Origin of the sequence: Pseudarthrobacter sp. C1 (assembly GCF_034720455.1) — a bacterium.
In the GTDB taxonomy this organism is placed as follows: Bacteria; Actinomycetota; Actinomycetes; order Actinomycetales; family Micrococcaceae; genus Arthrobacter.
In genome coordinates this window covers 120,161-136,103 of record NZ_JAYESK010000007.1, presented here as the reverse complement: position 1 = coordinate 136,103, position 15,943 = coordinate 120,161, and the positions used below count along the sequence as shown (strand labels likewise).

The following is a 15,943-nucleotide window of genomic DNA, read 5'->3' as shown; positions in this document are numbered from 1 at the left end:
TGTTTTCAGGACAGTTCCGTCCGTGCCTTTAGGGGCATGGACGGACCAGCAACAGAGAACCACGTTGTGTGCAGCGACCCGGCCACCCGGCCTGCACCAGGACCTTCAGGAGAGACCGTGATCGAAGAAACCTTGCTCGAAGCCGAAGAGAAGATGGACAAGGCAGTAGAGGTAGCCAAGGAAGACTTCGCTTCCGTCCGCACCGGCCGCGCCAACCCGGGCCTGTACAACAAGGTGCTGGTGGAGTACTACGGCTCGCCCACGCCGCTGCAGCAGCTTGCCTCGTTCGCCATCCCGGACGCCCGCACCATCCTCATCACCCCCTTCGACAAGACCGCCCTGCGCGACATCGAGCGTGCCCTCAGCGATTCCGAGGTGGGCGCCAACCCCTCCAACGACGGCAACGTCATCCGGATCACCATCCCGGAGCTGACCAAGGAACGCCGCAAGGAATACGTCAAGATCGTCAAGACCAAGGGCGAGGACGCCAAGGTGTCCATCCGCAACATCCGCCGCAAGGCCAAGGAAACCCTGGACAGGCTGGTCAAGGACGGCGAGGCAGGGGAGGACGAGGGCACCCGCGCCGAGAGGGAGCTGGACAGCCTCACCAAAGCCCACGTGGACGGCATCGATGAGCTGCTCAAGCGCAAGGAAGCAGAGCTGCTCGAAGTCTGATGGGCCAGGCAGATCAGGCCCCGGCAGCCAGGGCGCGCATACGGGGGAAGCAGCCCAGGAGCAACCCGACGCCAAAGGCCGGACGTAACCTTCCGGCCGCCGTCGTGGTGGGTCTGGCCATGTTGTTTGCCGTGCTGGGTGGCCTGTTGCTGCTCCCGCTCGGCTTCGTTGCGGTAACCACCACCTTCGCTATCTTCGGCGTCTGGGAAATCTACCGCGCCCTGGAGGCAAACGGGACCAGGATGCCCATCGTGCCGGTCATGACCGGTACGGTGGCCATGCCTTTTGCCGCCTACCTCGGGGGCATAGAAAGCCTCCTGTTCGCCATGCTGCTGAGCTCTGTGGCGGTGCTGCTCTGGCGATCCGTCGAGAGCGCCGCAGGCTCGGCCAACAGCATCTTCGCGGGCGTCTTCACACTGGGCTGGGTACCGTTCTTCATCAGCTTCGCCGTGCTGCCGCTGCACGCCGCCGGCGGTGCCACCCCGCTGGGGCTGTGGCCGGGCGGAACGATCCCCCAGGGCGCCTGGCAGGTGGCAGTGATGCTCCTGCTGGTGGTTTCCAACGACACCTTCGGCTACCTGGTGGGGGCGTCGCTGGGCAAGCACCCCATGGCACCCAAAATCAGCCCCAAGAAGTCCTGGGAAGGATTCGCCGGGTCCATCGGCGGGGCCATGCTCATCGGCATCCTTGCCTGCCTGTTTGTACTCGACAAACCCTGGTGGGTGGGCATCGTCCTGGCGGTTGGCCTGGTTGCCGCTTCCACCGCCGGAGACCTCGCTGAATCGATGGTCAAGCGCGAACTGGGCATCAAGGACATGAGCAGCATCCTGCCCGGGCACGGGGGAGTCATGGACAGGCTGGACTCGATCGTCTTTGCGTCGCCGGCAGCGTTCATCCTCTACGGGCTGGTGGCCGGTGCCTGACACAAACACCGCCGGAACGGCAGATCACCCCCGGGCACAAATAAGCTGGTGCGGAAGTACTACGGCTGAAGAGCATTGAAGGAAGCAAAAGTGGCATTGGACATTCATCGGCAGATCCCTGCATCCTTTGAACGCGTGAAGCGCGGTGAGTATGGCTACAACGCCAAACAGGTGGACCAGTTCCTGCAGCGTGCCCGGGTGTCATTGGAGACCCCGGAATCAGCGGCCCAGCCCATCAACAGTTCAGACGTCAGGGCTGTCTCCTTCGATCCCGTCAAAGGCGGGTATTCGGCCGCGGTGGTGGATGCCGCGCTGGACCGGCTTGAGGACGCCTTCGCCCGCCGGGAGCGGGACGAGCTGATCGCAGCCCGCGGCGAAGAGGCCTGGCTGCGCGAGATCGGAAACCTTTCCGGCATCCTCCGCGGGCGGCTGCACCGCCCCGACGGCGACCGCTTCCGCCGCCCCGCCAAGAAGAAAGCGCGCAGCTACAACACGGCCGACGTCGACCGGCTGTGCCGCGAGCTGATTGCCTACCTTGAGCAGGACAAGCCCCTCAGCGTGGACAGTGTGCGCCGGGCAGTATTCCGCCCGGCCGTGGGCAGGGACGGGTACGAGGAATCGCAGGTGGACGCGTTCCTGGACCGCGTCGTGGAGCTGATGGCTGCCATCGACTGAGCCGCCGGCCAGCCGCCGGCCAGCCGCCCTGCAGGGGAGCTCAGCGCTCGGTGGCGAGCGGGCGCTCCGGGGTGTGCAGCCGGGTCATCACCCTGGCCATGGTTCCCGGGATCCGCTGCACCGTTGCGCGGGACACGATGACCATCACGGCGAAGGCCGTGGGAACAGTCCACGCTGCCGGCTGGGCGAGCCAGCCGGGCGTGTTGGCTGCCCCGGCCAGGGCGCCGATGACCATTGCCCCGCCGCACAGGACTCCGCCGGTCAGCATGCCGGCGATGGCACCGGCGTCGGTAAGTCCCCGCCACCAGATCCCCAGCAGCAGCACCGGGCACACCGTGGAGGCGGTAAAGGCGAAGACCAGCCCCACGCTCCCTGCCAGGGCGGAGGAGTCGGTCATGAACGCAAAGCCCAGGGGGACAACGGCCGAAATGACGGCTGCGAGCCGGAAGCCGCCGACGCCTGCGCCCAGGACGTCCTGGCTGATGACGCCGGCCAGGGAAACCACCAGCCCCGAGGTGGTGGAAAGGAAGGCCGCGAAGGCCCCCGCCACCACCAGCGCGGACAGCAGGTCGCCCGCCGTCCCGCCCACGAGTTCTCCCGGCAGCAGCAGCACCATGGCGTCCGCCTGGCCGGCGCGCGCCAGGCCGGGAGCGAACATCCGCCCCACGAGCCCGTAGGCGGTGGGAAACAGGTAGAACACGGACAGCAGGCCCAGGACGATCAGCGTGGTGCGGCGGGCGGACTGGCCGTCGGGGTTGGTGTAGAAGCGCACCAGCACATGCGGCAGGCCCAGGGTTCCAAAAAGCAGGGCCACCAGCAAGGACACGTTCTGGTACAGCCCGGCAGGAGCCACGCCGGTGGGATTGACCGCAGGCGCAGCGAGGGCAGGCGCCCCGGTGTCCGCGAGCACGAAGATGATGAACAGGATGGGAACGGCCAGCGCGGTGAGCTTCAGCCAGTACTGGAACGCCTGGACGAACGTAATGGAGCGCATGCCGCCTGCCACCACGGTGAGGCATACCACGATCACCACCGCAACGGACCCCACCCAGGACGGCAGCCCGGTGGTGATGCGGATGGTGAGGGCGGCGCCGTGGAGCTGCGGCACGATGTACAGCCAGCCCACCAGCACCACCACCAGGCTGGTGACTTGCCGCACCGGCCGGGAGTCAAGCCTGGCCTCGGTAAAGTCGGGGATGGTGTAGGCGCCGGACCGCCTCAGCGGCGCCGCCACGAAGAGCAGCAGCATCAGGTACCCTGCCGTGTACCCGACAGGGAACCACAGCGCGTCCGTTCCGGACAGCAGGATGAGCCCGGCGACACCCAGGAAGCTGGCAGCGGACAGATATTCGCCGCCGATCGCGGACGCGTTCCACCATGGCCGGACCGTGCGGGAGGCGACGTAGAAATCACCCGTGGTCCGCGATATGCGCAGGCCGTAGAAGCCGATGACGGCGGTGGCCAGGGAGACACCCACCAGGGCAGCTATTGCGATGCCGGGGTTCACGGTTCCCTCACTGGTCCTCGGCCAGGTCGCGGTACCGTGCCTCGTTGCGCGCCGCCGTCCGGATATACAGCCAGGCGCTGAGCCCGATCACCGGGTAGATCCCGGCCCCCAGCAGGAGCCAGGCGAACGGAATGCCGGCCACCGGGGTTTCGGCCAGCCCGGGGACGGCAGTGAGCAGCAGGGGGAAGGCGGCAAGGATCACCAGGAAGCCTCCGGCCACCACCAGGGCCAGCCGCAGCTGGGACCGGATCAGGGACCTGACGAAAACCTGTCCGACTTCGGAGTCCTGGGCGGCTTCCCGCGTCTCCTTGGCCGGCCGCACCGCAGTCCGCGGCGCCGTTACGCGCACCCTGGTCATGTATTGGGCCTGATCCGGGTGGCCTCGAGCTTCTCCCGTACCGTGGGCAGGTGGCGCCTGCTGATCGGCAGGCCCGCGCCCGCCACCGTGACGCTGGGACCGTCGGCCGCGAGCTTCATCGAGGTCACGTGCTTCAGGGCCACCAGGTAGGAGCGGTGCGTCCGGATGAATCCGGCGTCCGCCCACTGCTGCTCAAGGTCGGCCAGCGGAACCCTGATCAGGTAGCTGGCCTCGGCGGTGTGGAGGCGCGCATAGTCGCCCTGCGCCTGGACGTAGGTGACGTCGTCGCGCCTGATCATCCGCGTGGTCCCGCCCTGGTCAACCGTGATCATCTCAGGGGCGGCGCCGCCGTCGCGCAGTTCACTGATGCGCCCCACGCAGCGGGCCAGGCGCTCGGCCCGCACCGGCTTGAGCAGGTAATCCACCGCAGCGAGTTCAAAAGCGTCGAGCGCGTGGTCCTCGTCCGCCGTCACGAACACGACGGCGGGCGGCCGGCTGCTCCCTGCGATGGCGCGGGCAATATCCAGCCCGGACATCGCGGGCATGTGGATGTCCAGGAAGACGGCGTCGACTGAGGCGGAGGAGAGGGCGTGGAGGGCTTCGCTGCCGGAGGTGGCCCGGAGGACCGTTCCAACGCGTTCGTCCCTGCCCAGCAGGAACGCCAGTTCCTCAACGGCGGGCAGCTCATCATCAACGACGAGGACGTTAATCATGCTCCTAGGGTAGCTTTCCGGAGCCTGCGGCTGGCGCCGGAGGTGGCCGGCACGGGCCGGGGCCGGTCACGCATCGTGGCCCGGCTGCGACTTGGGTACCCGCATGGTGATCAGGGTTCCTTCTCCGGGGGCGGTCTCGATCACCAGCCCGTGGTCGTTGCCGTAGACCTGGCGGAGGCGGGCATCGACGTTCCGCAGGCCCACATGCTCGCCGTCGGTGTGGCCGGCCAGCATGGACTGGAGCTGGGCAGGGTCCATGCCCACGCCGTCGTCCTCGATGGTCACCTCGGCGAAGGCACCGGCGTCGTTGGCCGTGATGCTGATGTGCCCGGGCCCCTCCTTGGCTTCGAGCCCGTGCCGGACGGCGTTCTCAACCAGCGGCTGCAGGCTCAGGAACGGGATGACGGTGCTGAGTACCTCCGGCGCCACGCGAAGGCTCACCTGGACGCGCTCGCCGAACCGCGCCCGTTCCAGGAGCAGGTACCGGTCGATGCAGCGCAGCTCCTCGGCGAGCGTGGTGAAGTCCCCGTGCCGCCGGAAGGAATAGCGGGTGAAGTCGGCGAACTCCACCACGAGCTCCCGGGCCCGGGCGGGATCCGTATTGATGAAGGACGCGATGGCGTTGAGCGAGTTGTAGATGAAGTGGGGGCTGATCTGGGCCCGCAGCGCCCGCACTTCGGCCTCCATCAGCTGGGTGCGTGAGGCGTCCAGCTCCGCGAGCTCCACCTGTACCGCCACCCAGTCCGCCACTTCGCTGGTGGCCCGGACAAGTCCCGCGCCGGCGGTCGGGGCGAACGCTGCGACGGCGCCCACCACCCGGGAGCCGGCCCGCACCGGCGCGATCACGGCAGCGAGCGGGCCCCCGGTGGTGTCCGTGGCGGGGCCGGCGTCCCCGGCCGGGAGCACGGCCGTCCGGCCGCTCGCCAGGACACCGGCGGCGAGGTCCATCAGCCGCGGTTTGAGGTCTTCACCGGCACCGTCCCATGCCAGCACGCCGGAGGTGTCCATGATCGCCAGTGCGTCGCAACCCAGCAGGGCACGCAGCTGGCGGCCGGCCTTGGCTGCGCCCGCGGGGTTGAGCCCGCGGCGGAGGTGCTGGCCCGCCTGGGAGGCGGCGTGCAGCGTGTGGTAGGTGGCGCGCTCGGCGTCGGTGCCCAGGTCCCGGAAGGACCGGAGCACCTTGAGTCCCACGCCGACGACGACGGCGATGGCCATGGCGATGACGGCCACGGCTGCGGCAGTCAGGAGGGGGGAGTCCGGCATGGTGCCCAGCGTAGCCGCGGGTGCCGTTTGTCGCAGCATCCCAACCGTTGAGCGACCGCCTGCGGGCTAAGTCTGGATTGTGGCACCCCGCACGCAGCAGAGTGATTGCAGTCACATTTGCGGTGCCCCGTTTCCGGGGCCTGCCGTTGGGTGTGTCCAGGCAAGTCTCAACGAGGAGGAACGATGGGTAACGATGCCCACACTCCGGACGCAGCGGCGTCCGTGGACTTCGAGCAGGTCCAGTCGACGGAGCAGTTCAAGGAACTGCGCAAGCGTCACCGCAGCTTTGTCTTTCCCATGGCAGTCGCATTCCTGCTGTGGTACTTCGCATACGTCCTGCTCGCCGACTACGCCGTGGACTTCATGTCCACGAAGGTCTGGGGCAACATCAACGTGGGCCTGATCCTCGGCCTGCTCCAGTTCGTGTCCACGTTCGCCATCACCGGGTGGTACGTCAGCTACTCCAACCGGCGGCTGGACCCCATCGCGAAGGAGATCCGGGACGAGATCGAGGGTCACGAATTCGACAAGCACGGCAACCGAGTGAGCGGAGTTAACAAATGATCGGCATCGCCACAGCGGTGGACGTGGCCGCCCTCAAGGACACCACGCTGCTGAACATGGGGATTTTCGGGCTGTTCGTGGCCGTGACCATGGTGATCGTCTTCCGCGCCAGCCGGAACAACAAGACCGCCGCGGACTACTACGCGGCAGGACGTTCCTTTACCGGCTCGCAAAACGGAACCGCCATCGCAGGAGACTACCTCTCGGCCGCCTCGTTCCTGGGCATTACCGGCGCCATCGCCATCAACGGCTACGACGGCTTCATGTACTCCATCGGCTTCCTCGTGGCCTGGCTCGTGGCCCTGCTGCTCGTCGCCGAACTCCTCCGCAACACCGGCAAGTTCACCATGGCCGACGTCCTGTCCTTCCGGCTGAAGCAGAGGCCGGTCCGCATCGCCGCCGCCATCTCCACCCTCGCTGTCTGCTTCTTCTACCTCCTCGCCCAGATGGCAGGCGCCGGAAGCCTGATTTCACTCCTGCTCGGCATCAGCGACTGGGGCGGGCAGTCCCTGGTGATCATCGTCGTCGGCGCCCTCATGATCATGTACGTCCTCATCGGCGGCATGAAGGGCACCACCTGGGTGCAGATCATCAAGGCGATCCTGCTCATCGCGGGCGCCGCCGTCATGACACTGTGGGTCCTGGCCATCTACGGCTTCAACCTCTCCAACCTCCTGGGCGCCGCAGTGGAGACGGCCAACAACCCGGCCGTCCTCAACCCCGGCCTGCAGTACGGCAAGACCGAAACCTCGAAGCTCGACTTCATGTCACTCGGCCTTGCCCTGGTCCTGGGCACGGCCGCCCTGCCGCACGTGCTCATGCGCTTCTACACGGTCCCCACGGCCAAGGAAGCCCGCAAGTCCGTGGTCTGGTCCATCTGGCTGATCGGCCTTTTCTACCTCTTCACCCTGGTGCTGGGCTACGGAGCGGCCGCCCTGGTGGGGGCCGATACCATCAAGACCGCACCGGGCGGCGTGAACTCGGCTGCCCCGCTCCTGGCCTTCTATCTCGGCGGACCGCTGCTGCTGGGCTTCATCTCGGCCGTGGCGTTCGCCACCATCCTCGCCGTCGTGGCCGGCCTGACCATCACGGCTGCGGCTTCCTTTGCCCACGACATCTACGCCAGCGTCATCTCCAAGGGCAAGGCCGACGCCGACACTGAGGTGAAGGTGGCCCGGCGCACCGTCGTGGTCATCGGCGTCCTTGCCATCCTGGGCGGGATCCTCGCCAACGGACAGAACGTGGCGTTCCTGGTGGCGCTCGCGTTCGCCGTCGCCGCCTCCGCCAACCTGCCCACGATAATCTACTCCCTGTTCTGGCGCAGGTTCACCACCCAGGGTGCGGTCTGGAGCATGTACGGCGGCCTGGGCTCCGCGATCGTCCTGATCATCTTCTCGCCGGTGGTCTCCGGTGCGGCCACCTCGATGGTCAAGGACGCGAACTTTGCGCTCTTCCCGCTGAGCAACCCCGGCATCGTCTCCATTCCGCTGGCGTTCCTGCTGGGCTGGCTGGGCACTGTCCTCGACAAAAAGCGCGAGGACACCGCCAAGCAGGCCGAAATGGAAGTCCGCTCCCTCACCGGGGTGGGCGCCGAAAAGGCCACCAGCCACTGACCTGCGCCAGCCGCCGGCCTTCATCAGCCGCCGGCCTGGGGCACAAGCAGCGAACGGAAGAGCCTCCGTACCGGGAACATTCCCGGTACGGAGGCTCTTCCGTTCCTGCCGAAGCCGCTAGCCTGCGGGCCTGAGTTTGATGTTGGTCATCTTGAGCTCGTCGGCTCCTTCAAAGCGGTAGGCGAGGTCCACCTCTTTGCCCTCGCAGGTGATGAGTCCGACGATGTCTGCCGACTTGGTCCCGTTCTCGGTGCCGACCTTAAGGTCGTTGTACGCCGGTTTGCAGGATTCGTCCATCTCCAGGCTTTTGATGCCGGAAATGAACGCCTCCTTGGACAGCTGCTCCTTCAGCGCCGGGTCGAGGTACTCGTCGTAGGCTTTGGAGCTGTCCCCGGCGATCACCAGCTTTGTGAAGCCGTCCGCCAGGCCGCGAGCCTGGTTGGTGGCGCTGCCCGCTATGTTGACCAGGATGATGATCCCAAGGACCACCAGCAGCAGGACGCCGCCGGCGCCGGCCAAAATGATCCACAGTTTCCGCCGGTTCCTGGGCGGCGGCTGTCCGGGGAGCCCGAAGGGTGCGGCGTCCGGGTCCTGCCCGAAGTGCGGCTGCTGCGGCAGTTGCCGGGACCCAAGGCCGGCGCCGCCCGGCTGGTACGGTTCCTGAGGAGTGCTCAAAATGGAGCCTTTCGGGAAAAGTGGTGCTGCGCACCGCTCGGTGGCGGAGATCCTGTGCCGGCCCCGCCAATTAACTGGCACCAGCCTATAGTGCGGGCCGCCGGCGTCGTACTCCAGCCCGCCTCCCGCCGTCGTACTTCCCGTTGATTCGGGACAGCCTGCTAGCCGCGTTCTGAACCACGGTCAAGCAGGGGCTGCACGCGGAAGGGAATGAGTTCGCCCATGGCCAGGGCCGTGTCAGTCCTGTCCACGCCTGCGCACGCCAGGATCTTCCCGTTGATCCGGAACAGGTCCTCGGCGTCCAGTGCAACCACCCGGAGCAGCAGGTCCGCCGACCCCGTCAGGCCGTAGCCCTCAAGGATCTCGGGGATGGCTGCAAGTTCCTTCGCCAGCTGGGCGAGCCGCTGCTGCTGGACATGGACGGAGATGAAAGCCATCAGCGGGTAGCCCAGGGCGGCCGGGTTTATCCGCCGCTCGAAGGACAGGAAGACGTGCCTTTTTTCCAGCTGTGCCATGCGCGCCTGCACGGTATTGCGGGACAGGCCCAGCTTCTGGGCCAGGGCCACCACCGTCTTCCGGGGATCCTGGGCCAAGGCCGAGAGCAGGCGGGTGTCGGTGCCATCCAGGGCTTGCATAATGCGCAACGTTAGCACGGTCCCGCGCCGCCCCGCAGAGCATTTTGCTCAATGATCGCGCCGGTGGTTGTACCTCCTGAGCATTGTGAGTAGGGTCACAATATCCGGGGCAAAGACGCCCGGGCGGCCGGCGGCGAGCGGGACCACAAGTCCCAAAACCGCAGGTCAACCACGTGAGAAGATTGCGGGCTATCGTGTCTACAGACCAAACGGGCCAGGGCGGTTCCACCGCCTCCACCAGCGCCCGGTACCCCCATGGACAGGGACGTGACCTGGTCCAGTTGGTCCCCCCTTCCGGCGAGCGGGTCAGCCATCCGGAGTTCGACTACTGGGTCAGGGACATCACTGACGAGCAATTGTGTTCCCTTTATGAGGACATGACCGTCATCCGGCGCATCGACGTCGAGGCAACGGCCCTGCAGAGGCAGGGCGAGCTAGGGTTGTGGCCGCCGCTGCTGGGACAGGAGGCGGCGCAGATCGGTTCGGGCCGCGCGCTGCGCAGCGACGACTTCGTCTTCTCCAGCTACCGGGAGAACGGGGTGGCTTACTGCCGCGGAGTGGACCTGACGGACCTCGTGCGGGTGTGGCGCGGCAACGCGTCCTCGGGCTGGGATCCCTACACGGTCAACATGGCCACCCCGCAGATCATCATCGGCGCCCAGACCCTGCATGCCACCGGCTACGCCATGGGCATCCAGAACGATGGCGCAGATTCCGTGGCCGTGACCTATTTCGGCGACGGCGCCACCAGCGAAGGCGACGTCAACGAGGCAATGGTGTTTGCCGCAAGCTTCCAGGTGCCCGTGGTGTTCTTCTGCACCAACAACCACTGGGCAATCTCCGAGCCTGTCCGGCTCCAGTCCCACATCCAGCTCGCGGACAGGGCTGCCGGGTTCGGCATCCCCAGCCTGCGCGTGGACGGCAACGACGTCCTGGCGGTCATGGCGGCAACCCGGGTGGCCCTGGACCGGGCACGGCGCGGCGGCGGCCCAACCTTCATCGAGGCGGTCAGCTACCGGATGGGCCCGCACACCACGGCGGATGACCCCACGCGCTACCGCGACGCCAACGAACTCGAGGACTGGGCTGCCAAGGACCCGATCAGCCGGATTGCCGCCCTCTTGGACCGGAAGGGCCTGCTCACCGAAGAACTGCAGCAGCAGGTGAAGGACAAGGCCGACGCCGTGGCGCACGAGATGCGCACGGGATGCACCACCATGCCGGACCCGGAGCCGCTGGACGTCTTCAAGCACGTCTACAGCACACCCAATTCCTGGCTGGACCGGCAGCAGGACCACTACGCCCGCTACCTGGCCTCCTTCGGTGATCCCGCAGGGGCCGTCTCAGAAGAAGGTGCACGCTGATGACCCAGATGACCTTTGCCCGTGCCATCAATGCCGGCCTGCGGAAGTCCCTCGAGAACGATCCCAAAGTGGTTCTCCTGGGCGAGGACATCGGCACCCTCGGCGGCGTGTTCCGGGTTACCGACGGGCTGCAGAAGGACTTCGGGACGCACCGGGTGGTTGACACGCCACTGGCTGAATCAGCCATTGTGGGCACCGCCGTCGGCCTGGCCTACCGCGGCTACCGCCCGGTGGTGGAAATCCAGTTCGACGGTTTCGTCTACCCCGCATTCGACCAGATCGTCAGCCAGGTTGCCAAGATCCACTACCGCACCCGCGGGGCCGTGAAGATGCCCATCACCATCAGGATTCCGTTCGGCGGGGGCATCGGCTCGCCCGAGCACCACTCCGAATCTCCGGAGGCATACTTCACCCACACGTCAGGCCTCCGCGTGGTGACCGTTGCCAATCCCCAGGACGCCTACACCGTGATCCAGCAGGCGATCTCCTGCGACGACCCCGTGCTCTACTTTGAACCCAAGCGCCGCTACCACGACAAAGGCGAGGTTGACGAGGCCCTGGACCCTGCCGCCGCGGAGCCCATGGGCCGGGCAAGCGTCCTGGCCACTGGCACCGACGTCACGCTGGTGGCCTACGGCCCGCTGGTCAAGACCGCCCTCGATGCAGCTTCCGCGGCCGCCGACGAAGGGATTTCAATCGAGGTCATCGACCTTCGCTCGCTGGCGCCGGTGGACTATGACACGGTTGTTGCCTCCGTGCGCCGGACCGGGCACCTGGTCATTACCCACGAGGCCGGGCAGTCGGGCGGCCTGGGCGCAGAAGTGGCAGCGAGCATTACCGAGCGGTGCTTCTACTACCTGGAAGCCCCGCCGGTCCGCGTCACCGGGTTCGACATCCCCTACCCCTACTCCAAACTTGAAATGCACCATTTGCCAGGCCTGGACCGAATCCTCGACGGCGTGGACCGTGCCCTTGGCCGGCCGAACTCCCTCAGCGGGCTGGAAGGATGAGCGCCACCATGATCAAGGAATTCCGGCTGCCGGACCTGGGCGAGGGACTCACCGAATCGGAGATCCTCAGCTGGAAAGTGGGAGTGGGCGATACCGTCAGCCTGAACCAAGTGATTGCGGAAGTTGAAACGGCCAAGGCAGTGGTGGAGCTCCCGTCCCCGTTTGCCGGGGTCGTCAAGGAACTGCACGAACAGCCGGGCACCGTCGTGGAGGTGGGCAAGCCTATCGTCTCCTTCGAGGTGGCGGACGACGCCGGGCAGGCACCTTCGGGCGGAGCGCGGGAGGCCGCGCCTGAAGCGCCGAAGCGGGAACCGAACCTGGTGGGCTACGGCGCCGTCCCCGAAAGCACCGGCCGGCCCGCGCGGCGGCCGCGGAACTTCCCGGTGGCAGGGAATGTGGCAACCCGTGTCCAAACCAAACCTGTCGAAACCAAACCTGTTGAACCCAAACCTGTTGAACCCAAACCTGTCGAAACAAGCCCTGTCCAAAGCGAACCTGCGGGCGAGCGCCCCCGGTCCACGCCGCCGGTCCGGAAGCTGGCGAAAGACCTCGGGGTGGACCTGGCATCGGTGGCCGGCACCGGTCCGCAGGGGCTGATTACCCGCGAGGACGTGCACCACTTTGTGGAGGGCACGTCCACCGGCGTTGGTGCAGGCGCTGTCACGGGCCACGATGCTGCCACTCCGACCGCCGGGCAGGCGTATCCGGGTGGACGGGAATCCCGGACCCCCATCAAGGGCGTCCGGAAGCTCACGGCCGCCGCCATGGTGCAGAGTGCTTTCACTGCACCGCACGCCACGGAATTCCTGACCATCGACGTCACTCCCGCCATGGAGCTGCTGGCCAGGCTCCGGGACGGCAGGGAATTCGCGGGATACAAGCTGACCCCGCTGACCCTGGCGGCGAAGGCACTGCTGATTGCGCTCCGGCGCAATCCGTCGCTCAACTCTCACTGGGATGAGGAAAACCAGGAGATCGTCACTTTCAACTACGTCAACCTCGGCATAGCGGCCGCCACGCCGAGGGGCCTCACGGTGCCCAACATCAAGGACGCGGACTCACTCTCCCTGGCCCGGCTGGCAGAAGCACTGACAGCGCTCGCAGAAACCGCCCGGGCCGGCAAGACCTCGCCGGCGGACCTGTCCGGAGGCACCATCTCCATCACCAATATCGGCGTCTTCGGTATAGACGCCGGCACCCCCATCCTGAACCCGGGGGAAGCGGCGATCCTGGCACTCGGAGCCGTGCGGAAGATGCCCTGGGAGCATCGCGGGGAAGTTGCACTGCGCCAGGTGATGACCCTGAGCCTGTCCTTTGACCACCGGCTGGTGGATGGTGAGCAGGGTTCGCGTTTCCTCGCCGATGTGGGTGCCATCCTGGCCGACCCCGGCATGGTCCTCACGATGGTCTAGGTCACGGACGGCCCTGGCCCGCTTGAGCGTTGCTGCCCGGCACCGCTTATGCGGTCCGGGGCCGTTCGTGGGACGTGGCGTCCACCAGCAGCGCAGCCAGCGCCATGCTCTCGAGCAGCGGACGGGCGGTTCCGGCGGCCACCTTCCGGCCGTGGCTGCGGACCGAGTGCGGGGTGGAGTTGATCAGGCCAAATGTGGCATGGGCCCTCATCCGGAGCTCTGAACCGTCCGTCGCGGGATGGAGCCTGGCGAGGACGTCCACCCAGACCTCCACGTAGCTGCGCTGGAGGATCCGCACCGCCTCCTGGTCCTGTTCGGACAGGCTGCTGAAGTCCCTGTCCTGGACGCGGATGACGTCCGGCTTGCCGAGGGCAAAATCCACCTGGAACTCCACCAGTCCCCGCAGGGCGGCCAGGGGATCGGCATTGTCCGCCACCACCCGGCGCCCGCCGTCGAGCAGTTCCTGGCTGACAGTGACCAGCAGGTCGGCCAGCACCGCCTGCTTGCCCGGAAAGTGGCGGTACACGGCCGGGCCACTGACGCCGGCGGCAGCACCGAGGTCCTCCAGGGACACCCGGTTGAAGCCGTGCAGGGCAAAGAGTGACGCGGCAGCGGACAGCAGCGCCTGGCGGCGGTTCTCCTTCGCCCTGCTCCGCTGCGTTGTACTGCTCCGCTGCGTTGTACTGCCGCGCTGGGTGGTGGCGCTGCGCTGCTGGGTGTTGCCGGGCAGCGCAGTATTGCCGCGCTGGGTTGTACTGCTGCGCTCGCCGGCCGGCGCCGCGTCGGTGCTTCGCACGATTCCTCCTCGGACCCGGAGAGTCTAGCAAGGCAGTCCCTGTGTTGGACATCACAGTTAATCGAGACTAACCTGAATTTCAGTTACTCAGTACTAACCGAGTTGGCTTTTCGCCGGCCGGTCCAAAGATGAACAGGATGCGTCAATGGAGACCCTTGCCACCCGGCTCGATCCTTCCGGCGGGGCCTTCGCGGCAAACCGCGAAGCACAGCTGGAGCTGGCGGAGGACCTGCGGAAAAGGCTGGCGGACGCTGCGCTGGGCGGGCCGGAGAAGTCCCGGCAGCGCCACGTGGCCCGGGGGAAGCTGCTGCCGCGCGAGCGGATCGACCAGCTGCTGGATGAGGGCAGCCCGTTCCTTGAGATTGCCCCGCTGGCCGCCAACGGAATGTACAACGACGAGGCCCCCGGCGCCGGCGTCATCGCCGGCATCGGGCTGGTCCACGGCCGCCACGTGCTGGTGATTTCGAACGACGCAACGGTCAAGGGCGGAACGTACTATCCGCTGACCGTCAAGAAGCACCTGAGGGCCCAGGAGATCGCCCTCGAAAACCGGCTGCCCTGTATCTACCTGGTGGATTCCGGCGGAGCGTTCCTGCCGAAGCAGGACGAGGTCTTTCCGGACAAGGAGCACTTCGGCCGCATCTTCTACAACCAGGCGAGGCTGTCCGCGGCCAAGGTTCCCCAGATCGCCTCGGTCATGGGCTCCTGCACCGCCGGCGGCGCCTACGTGCCGGCCATGAGCGATGAAACGGTCATCGTCCGGAACCAGGGCACCATCTTCCTTGGCGGGCCGCCGCTCGTGAAGGCCGCGATCGGCGAGATCGTCACTCCGGAGGAGCTTGGCGGCGGAGAGGTCCACTCAAGGATCTCGGGCGTGACTGACCACCTGGCCGAAAACGACGAACACGCGCTGCAGATCATCCGGGACATCGTGTCCACCCTCCCGCCGCCGGCCCCGCCCGCCTGGGAGGTGGAGGCCGCCGTCGAACCATCAGCAGACCCTGACGGGCTGTACGGTGCCGTGCCGACGGACGTCAACGCCCCGTACGACGTCCACGAGGTGATCGCCCGGCTGGTGGACGGCAGCCGGTTCCACGAATTCAAGAGGGAATACGGCACCACCCTGGTGACCGGCTTCGCCCGGCTGCACGGGCACCCGGTGGGCATCGTGGCCAACAACGGCGTGCTCTTCAGCGAGTCGTCCCTCAAGGGCGCACACTTCATCGAGCTCTGCGACCAGCGCGGCATCCCGCTCGTTTTCCTGCAGAACATCTCCGGCTTCATGGTGGGCAAGGACTCTGAACAGGGCGGCATCGCCAAGAACGGGGCCAAGATGGTGACGGCCGTGGCTACTGCCCGGGTGCCCAAACTGACGGTGGTCATCGGCGGTTCCTTCGGCGCCGGCAACTACTCCATGTGCGGCCGCGCCTATTCGCCGCGGTTCCTGTGGATGTGGCCGGCAGCCCGGATCTCGGTGATGGGCGGCAACCAGGCCTCAAGCGTGCTGGCCACCGTAAAGCGTGACCAGTACGAGGCTGCCGGCCAGGAGTGGTCCGCCGAGGACGAAGAGGCCTTCAAGGCGCCCATCCGCCAGCAGTACGAGGACCAGGGCAGCCCGTATTACTCCACCGCCCGCCTCTGGGACGACGGCGTGATTGATCCAGCCGACACCCGCACCGTGCTGGGCCTGGCATTGGACGTCGTGTCCCGCACGCCGCTGCCGGAAACCTCCTTCGGCCTCTTCAGGATGTGAGCCAGCA

General features: G+C 66.9%; 16 protein-coding genes. 9 read left to right on the top strand and 7 right to left on the bottom strand.

The features are described 5' to 3' along the window. The first annotated feature begins 117 nt into the window (after nt 1–117). From frr to U7114_RS13485, 3 genes are all read left to right on the top strand, one after another. A complete protein-coding gene (gene frr, locus U7114_RS13495) occupies nt 118–675 on the top strand; it encodes a ribosome recycling factor (protein WP_321215821.1) in 558 nt (185 codons plus the stop codon). After that, entirely contained in the window at nt 675–1,598 is a 924-nt protein-coding gene (locus U7114_RS13490; RefSeq protein ID WP_157238625.1) for a phosphatidate cytidylyltransferase, read from the top strand. The genes frr and U7114_RS13490 overlap by 1 nt, the downstream gene beginning before the upstream one ends. A gap of 90 nt (nt 1,599–1,688) precedes the next feature. Further along, a complete protein-coding gene (locus U7114_RS13485) occupies nt 1,689–2,273 on the top strand; it encodes a DivIVA domain-containing protein (protein WP_323057635.1) in 585 nt (194 codons plus the stop codon). A 40-nt stretch (nt 2,274–2,313) separates the two neighbouring features. Here U7114_RS13485 and U7114_RS13480 read toward each other — a convergent pair whose 3' ends face one another. The 4 genes from U7114_RS13480 to U7114_RS13465 form a co-directional block, all read right to left on the bottom strand. Next, on the bottom strand, nt 2,314–3,780 hold the full coding sequence (locus U7114_RS13480) for a cation acetate symporter (RefSeq protein ID WP_323057634.1): 1,467 nt from the start codon (nt 3,778–3,780) through the stop codon (nt 2,314–2,316). Between the two features lie 7 nt (nt 3,781–3,787). Then, nucleotides 3,788–4,138 carry a DUF485 domain-containing protein gene (locus tag U7114_RS13475; protein WP_157238624.1) on the bottom strand — a complete coding sequence of 117 codons (351 nt, stop codon included), beginning with the start codon at nt 4,136–4,138 and terminating at the stop codon, nt 3,788–3,790. Next, entirely contained in the window at nt 4,135–4,851 is a 717-nt protein-coding gene (locus U7114_RS13470) for a LytR/AlgR family response regulator transcription factor (protein ID WP_157238623.1), read from the bottom strand. Before U7114_RS13470 ends, U7114_RS13475 begins: the two co-directional genes overlap by 4 nt. A gap of 66 nt (nt 4,852–4,917) precedes the next feature. Beyond that, nucleotides 4,918–6,114 carry a sensor histidine kinase gene (locus tag U7114_RS13465; protein WP_323057633.1) on the bottom strand — a complete coding sequence of 399 codons (1,197 nt, stop codon included), beginning with the start codon at nt 6,112–6,114 and terminating at the stop codon, nt 4,918–4,920. A gap of 183 nt (nt 6,115–6,297) precedes the next feature. Between U7114_RS13465 and U7114_RS13460 the strand changes: the two genes are divergently transcribed. After that, nucleotides 6,298–6,678: a DUF485 domain-containing protein gene (locus U7114_RS13460; RefSeq protein ID WP_321215826.1), complete on the top strand. Its 381-nt coding sequence runs from the start codon at nt 6,298–6,300 to the stop codon at nt 6,676–6,678. Next, nucleotides 6,675–8,291: a cation acetate symporter gene (locus tag U7114_RS13455; RefSeq protein ID WP_157238620.1), complete on the top strand. Its 1,617-nt coding sequence runs from the start codon at nt 6,675–6,677 to the stop codon at nt 8,289–8,291. The genes U7114_RS13460 and U7114_RS13455 overlap by 4 nt, the downstream gene beginning before the upstream one ends. 117 nt (nt 8,292–8,408) lie before the next feature. Here the strand turns inward: U7114_RS13455 and U7114_RS13450 are convergent, their stop codons facing one another. Together U7114_RS13450 and U7114_RS13445 are read right to left on the bottom strand one after the other, a co-directional pair. Next, nucleotides 8,409–8,966: a hypothetical protein gene (locus tag U7114_RS13450; protein ID WP_197432392.1), complete on the bottom strand. Its 558-nt coding sequence runs from the start codon at nt 8,964–8,966 to the stop codon at nt 8,409–8,411. 161 nt (nt 8,967–9,127) lie between these two features. Next, nucleotides 9,128–9,601 carry an Lrp/AsnC family transcriptional regulator gene (locus U7114_RS13445; RefSeq protein WP_157238619.1) on the bottom strand — a complete coding sequence of 158 codons (474 nt, stop codon included), beginning with the start codon at nt 9,599–9,601 and terminating at the stop codon, nt 9,128–9,130. A gap of 194 nt (nt 9,602–9,795) precedes the next feature. Here U7114_RS13445 and pdhA point away from each other — a divergent pair, with 194 nt between their 5' ends. The 3 genes from pdhA to U7114_RS13430 are packed head-to-tail and all read left to right on the top strand — an operon-like array spanning nt 9,796 to nt 13,387. Beyond that, nucleotides 9,796–10,965: a pyruvate dehydrogenase (acetyl-transferring) E1 component subunit alpha gene (gene pdhA / locus U7114_RS13440; protein ID WP_323057632.1), complete on the top strand. Its 1,170-nt coding sequence runs from the start codon at nt 9,796–9,798 to the stop codon at nt 10,963–10,965. After that, nucleotides 10,965–11,975: an alpha-ketoacid dehydrogenase subunit beta gene (locus U7114_RS13435; RefSeq protein WP_157238618.1), complete on the top strand. Its 1,011-nt coding sequence runs from the start codon at nt 10,965–10,967 to the stop codon at nt 11,973–11,975. The genes pdhA and U7114_RS13435 overlap by 1 nt, the downstream gene beginning before the upstream one ends. 8 nt (nt 11,976–11,983) lie before the next feature. Continuing rightward, entirely contained in the window at nt 11,984–13,387 is a 1,404-nt protein-coding gene (locus tag U7114_RS13430; RefSeq protein ID WP_323057631.1) for a dihydrolipoamide acetyltransferase family protein, read from the top strand. Between the two features lie 46 nt (nt 13,388–13,433). On the opposite strand, the gene U7114_RS13425 is transcribed toward U7114_RS13430, so the two are convergent. After that, nucleotides 13,434–14,117 (bottom strand): TetR/AcrR family transcriptional regulator, encoded by a 684-nt coding sequence (locus U7114_RS13425; RefSeq protein ID WP_321216235.1) that lies wholly within the window; start codon nt 14,115–14,117, stop codon nt 13,434–13,436. 211 nt (nt 14,118–14,328) lie between these two features. Between U7114_RS13425 and U7114_RS13420 the strand changes: the two genes are divergently transcribed. Next, entirely contained in the window at nt 14,329–15,936 is a 1,608-nt protein-coding gene (locus U7114_RS13420) for a carboxyl transferase domain-containing protein (RefSeq protein ID WP_157238616.1), read from the top strand. Nucleotides 15,937–15,943: the final 7 nt, after the last annotated feature.

Bases quoted from the DNA above. Each gene is read 5' to 3' on its own strand.
- U7114_RS13445 (WP_157238619.1), bottom strand. From the start codon at position 9,601: ATGCAAGCCCTGGATGGCACCGACACCCGCCTGCTCTCGGCCTTGGCC.
- U7114_RS13475 (WP_157238624.1), bottom strand. From the start codon at position 4,138: ATGACCAGGGTGCGCGTAACGGCGCCGCGGACTGCGGTGCGGCCGGCC.
- U7114_RS13430 (WP_323057631.1), top strand. From the start codon at position 11,984: ATGATCAAGGAATTCCGGCTGCCGGACCTGGGCGAGGGACTCACCGAA.
- U7114_RS13420 (WP_157238616.1), top strand. From the start codon at position 14,329: ATGGAGACCCTTGCCACCCGGCTCGATCCTTCCGGCGGGGCCTTCGCG.
- U7114_RS13435 (WP_157238618.1), top strand. From the start codon at position 10,965: ATGACCCAGATGACCTTTGCCCGTGCCATCAATGCCGGCCTGCGGAAG.
- U7114_RS13470 (WP_157238623.1), bottom strand. From the start codon at position 4,851: ATGATTAACGTCCTCGTCGTTGATGATGAGCTGCCCGCCGTTGAGGAA.
- U7114_RS13455 (WP_157238620.1), top strand. From the start codon at position 6,675: ATGATCGGCATCGCCACAGCGGTGGACGTGGCCGCCCTCAAGGACACC.
- U7114_RS13490 (WP_157238625.1), top strand. From the start codon at position 675: ATGGGCCAGGCAGATCAGGCCCCGGCAGCCAGGGCGCGCATACGGGGG.
- U7114_RS13465 (WP_323057633.1), bottom strand. From the start codon at position 6,114: ATGCCGGACTCCCCCCTCCTGACTGCCGCAGCCGTGGCCGTCATCGCC.
- U7114_RS13460 (WP_321215826.1), top strand. From the start codon at position 6,298: ATGGGTAACGATGCCCACACTCCGGACGCAGCGGCGTCCGTGGACTTC.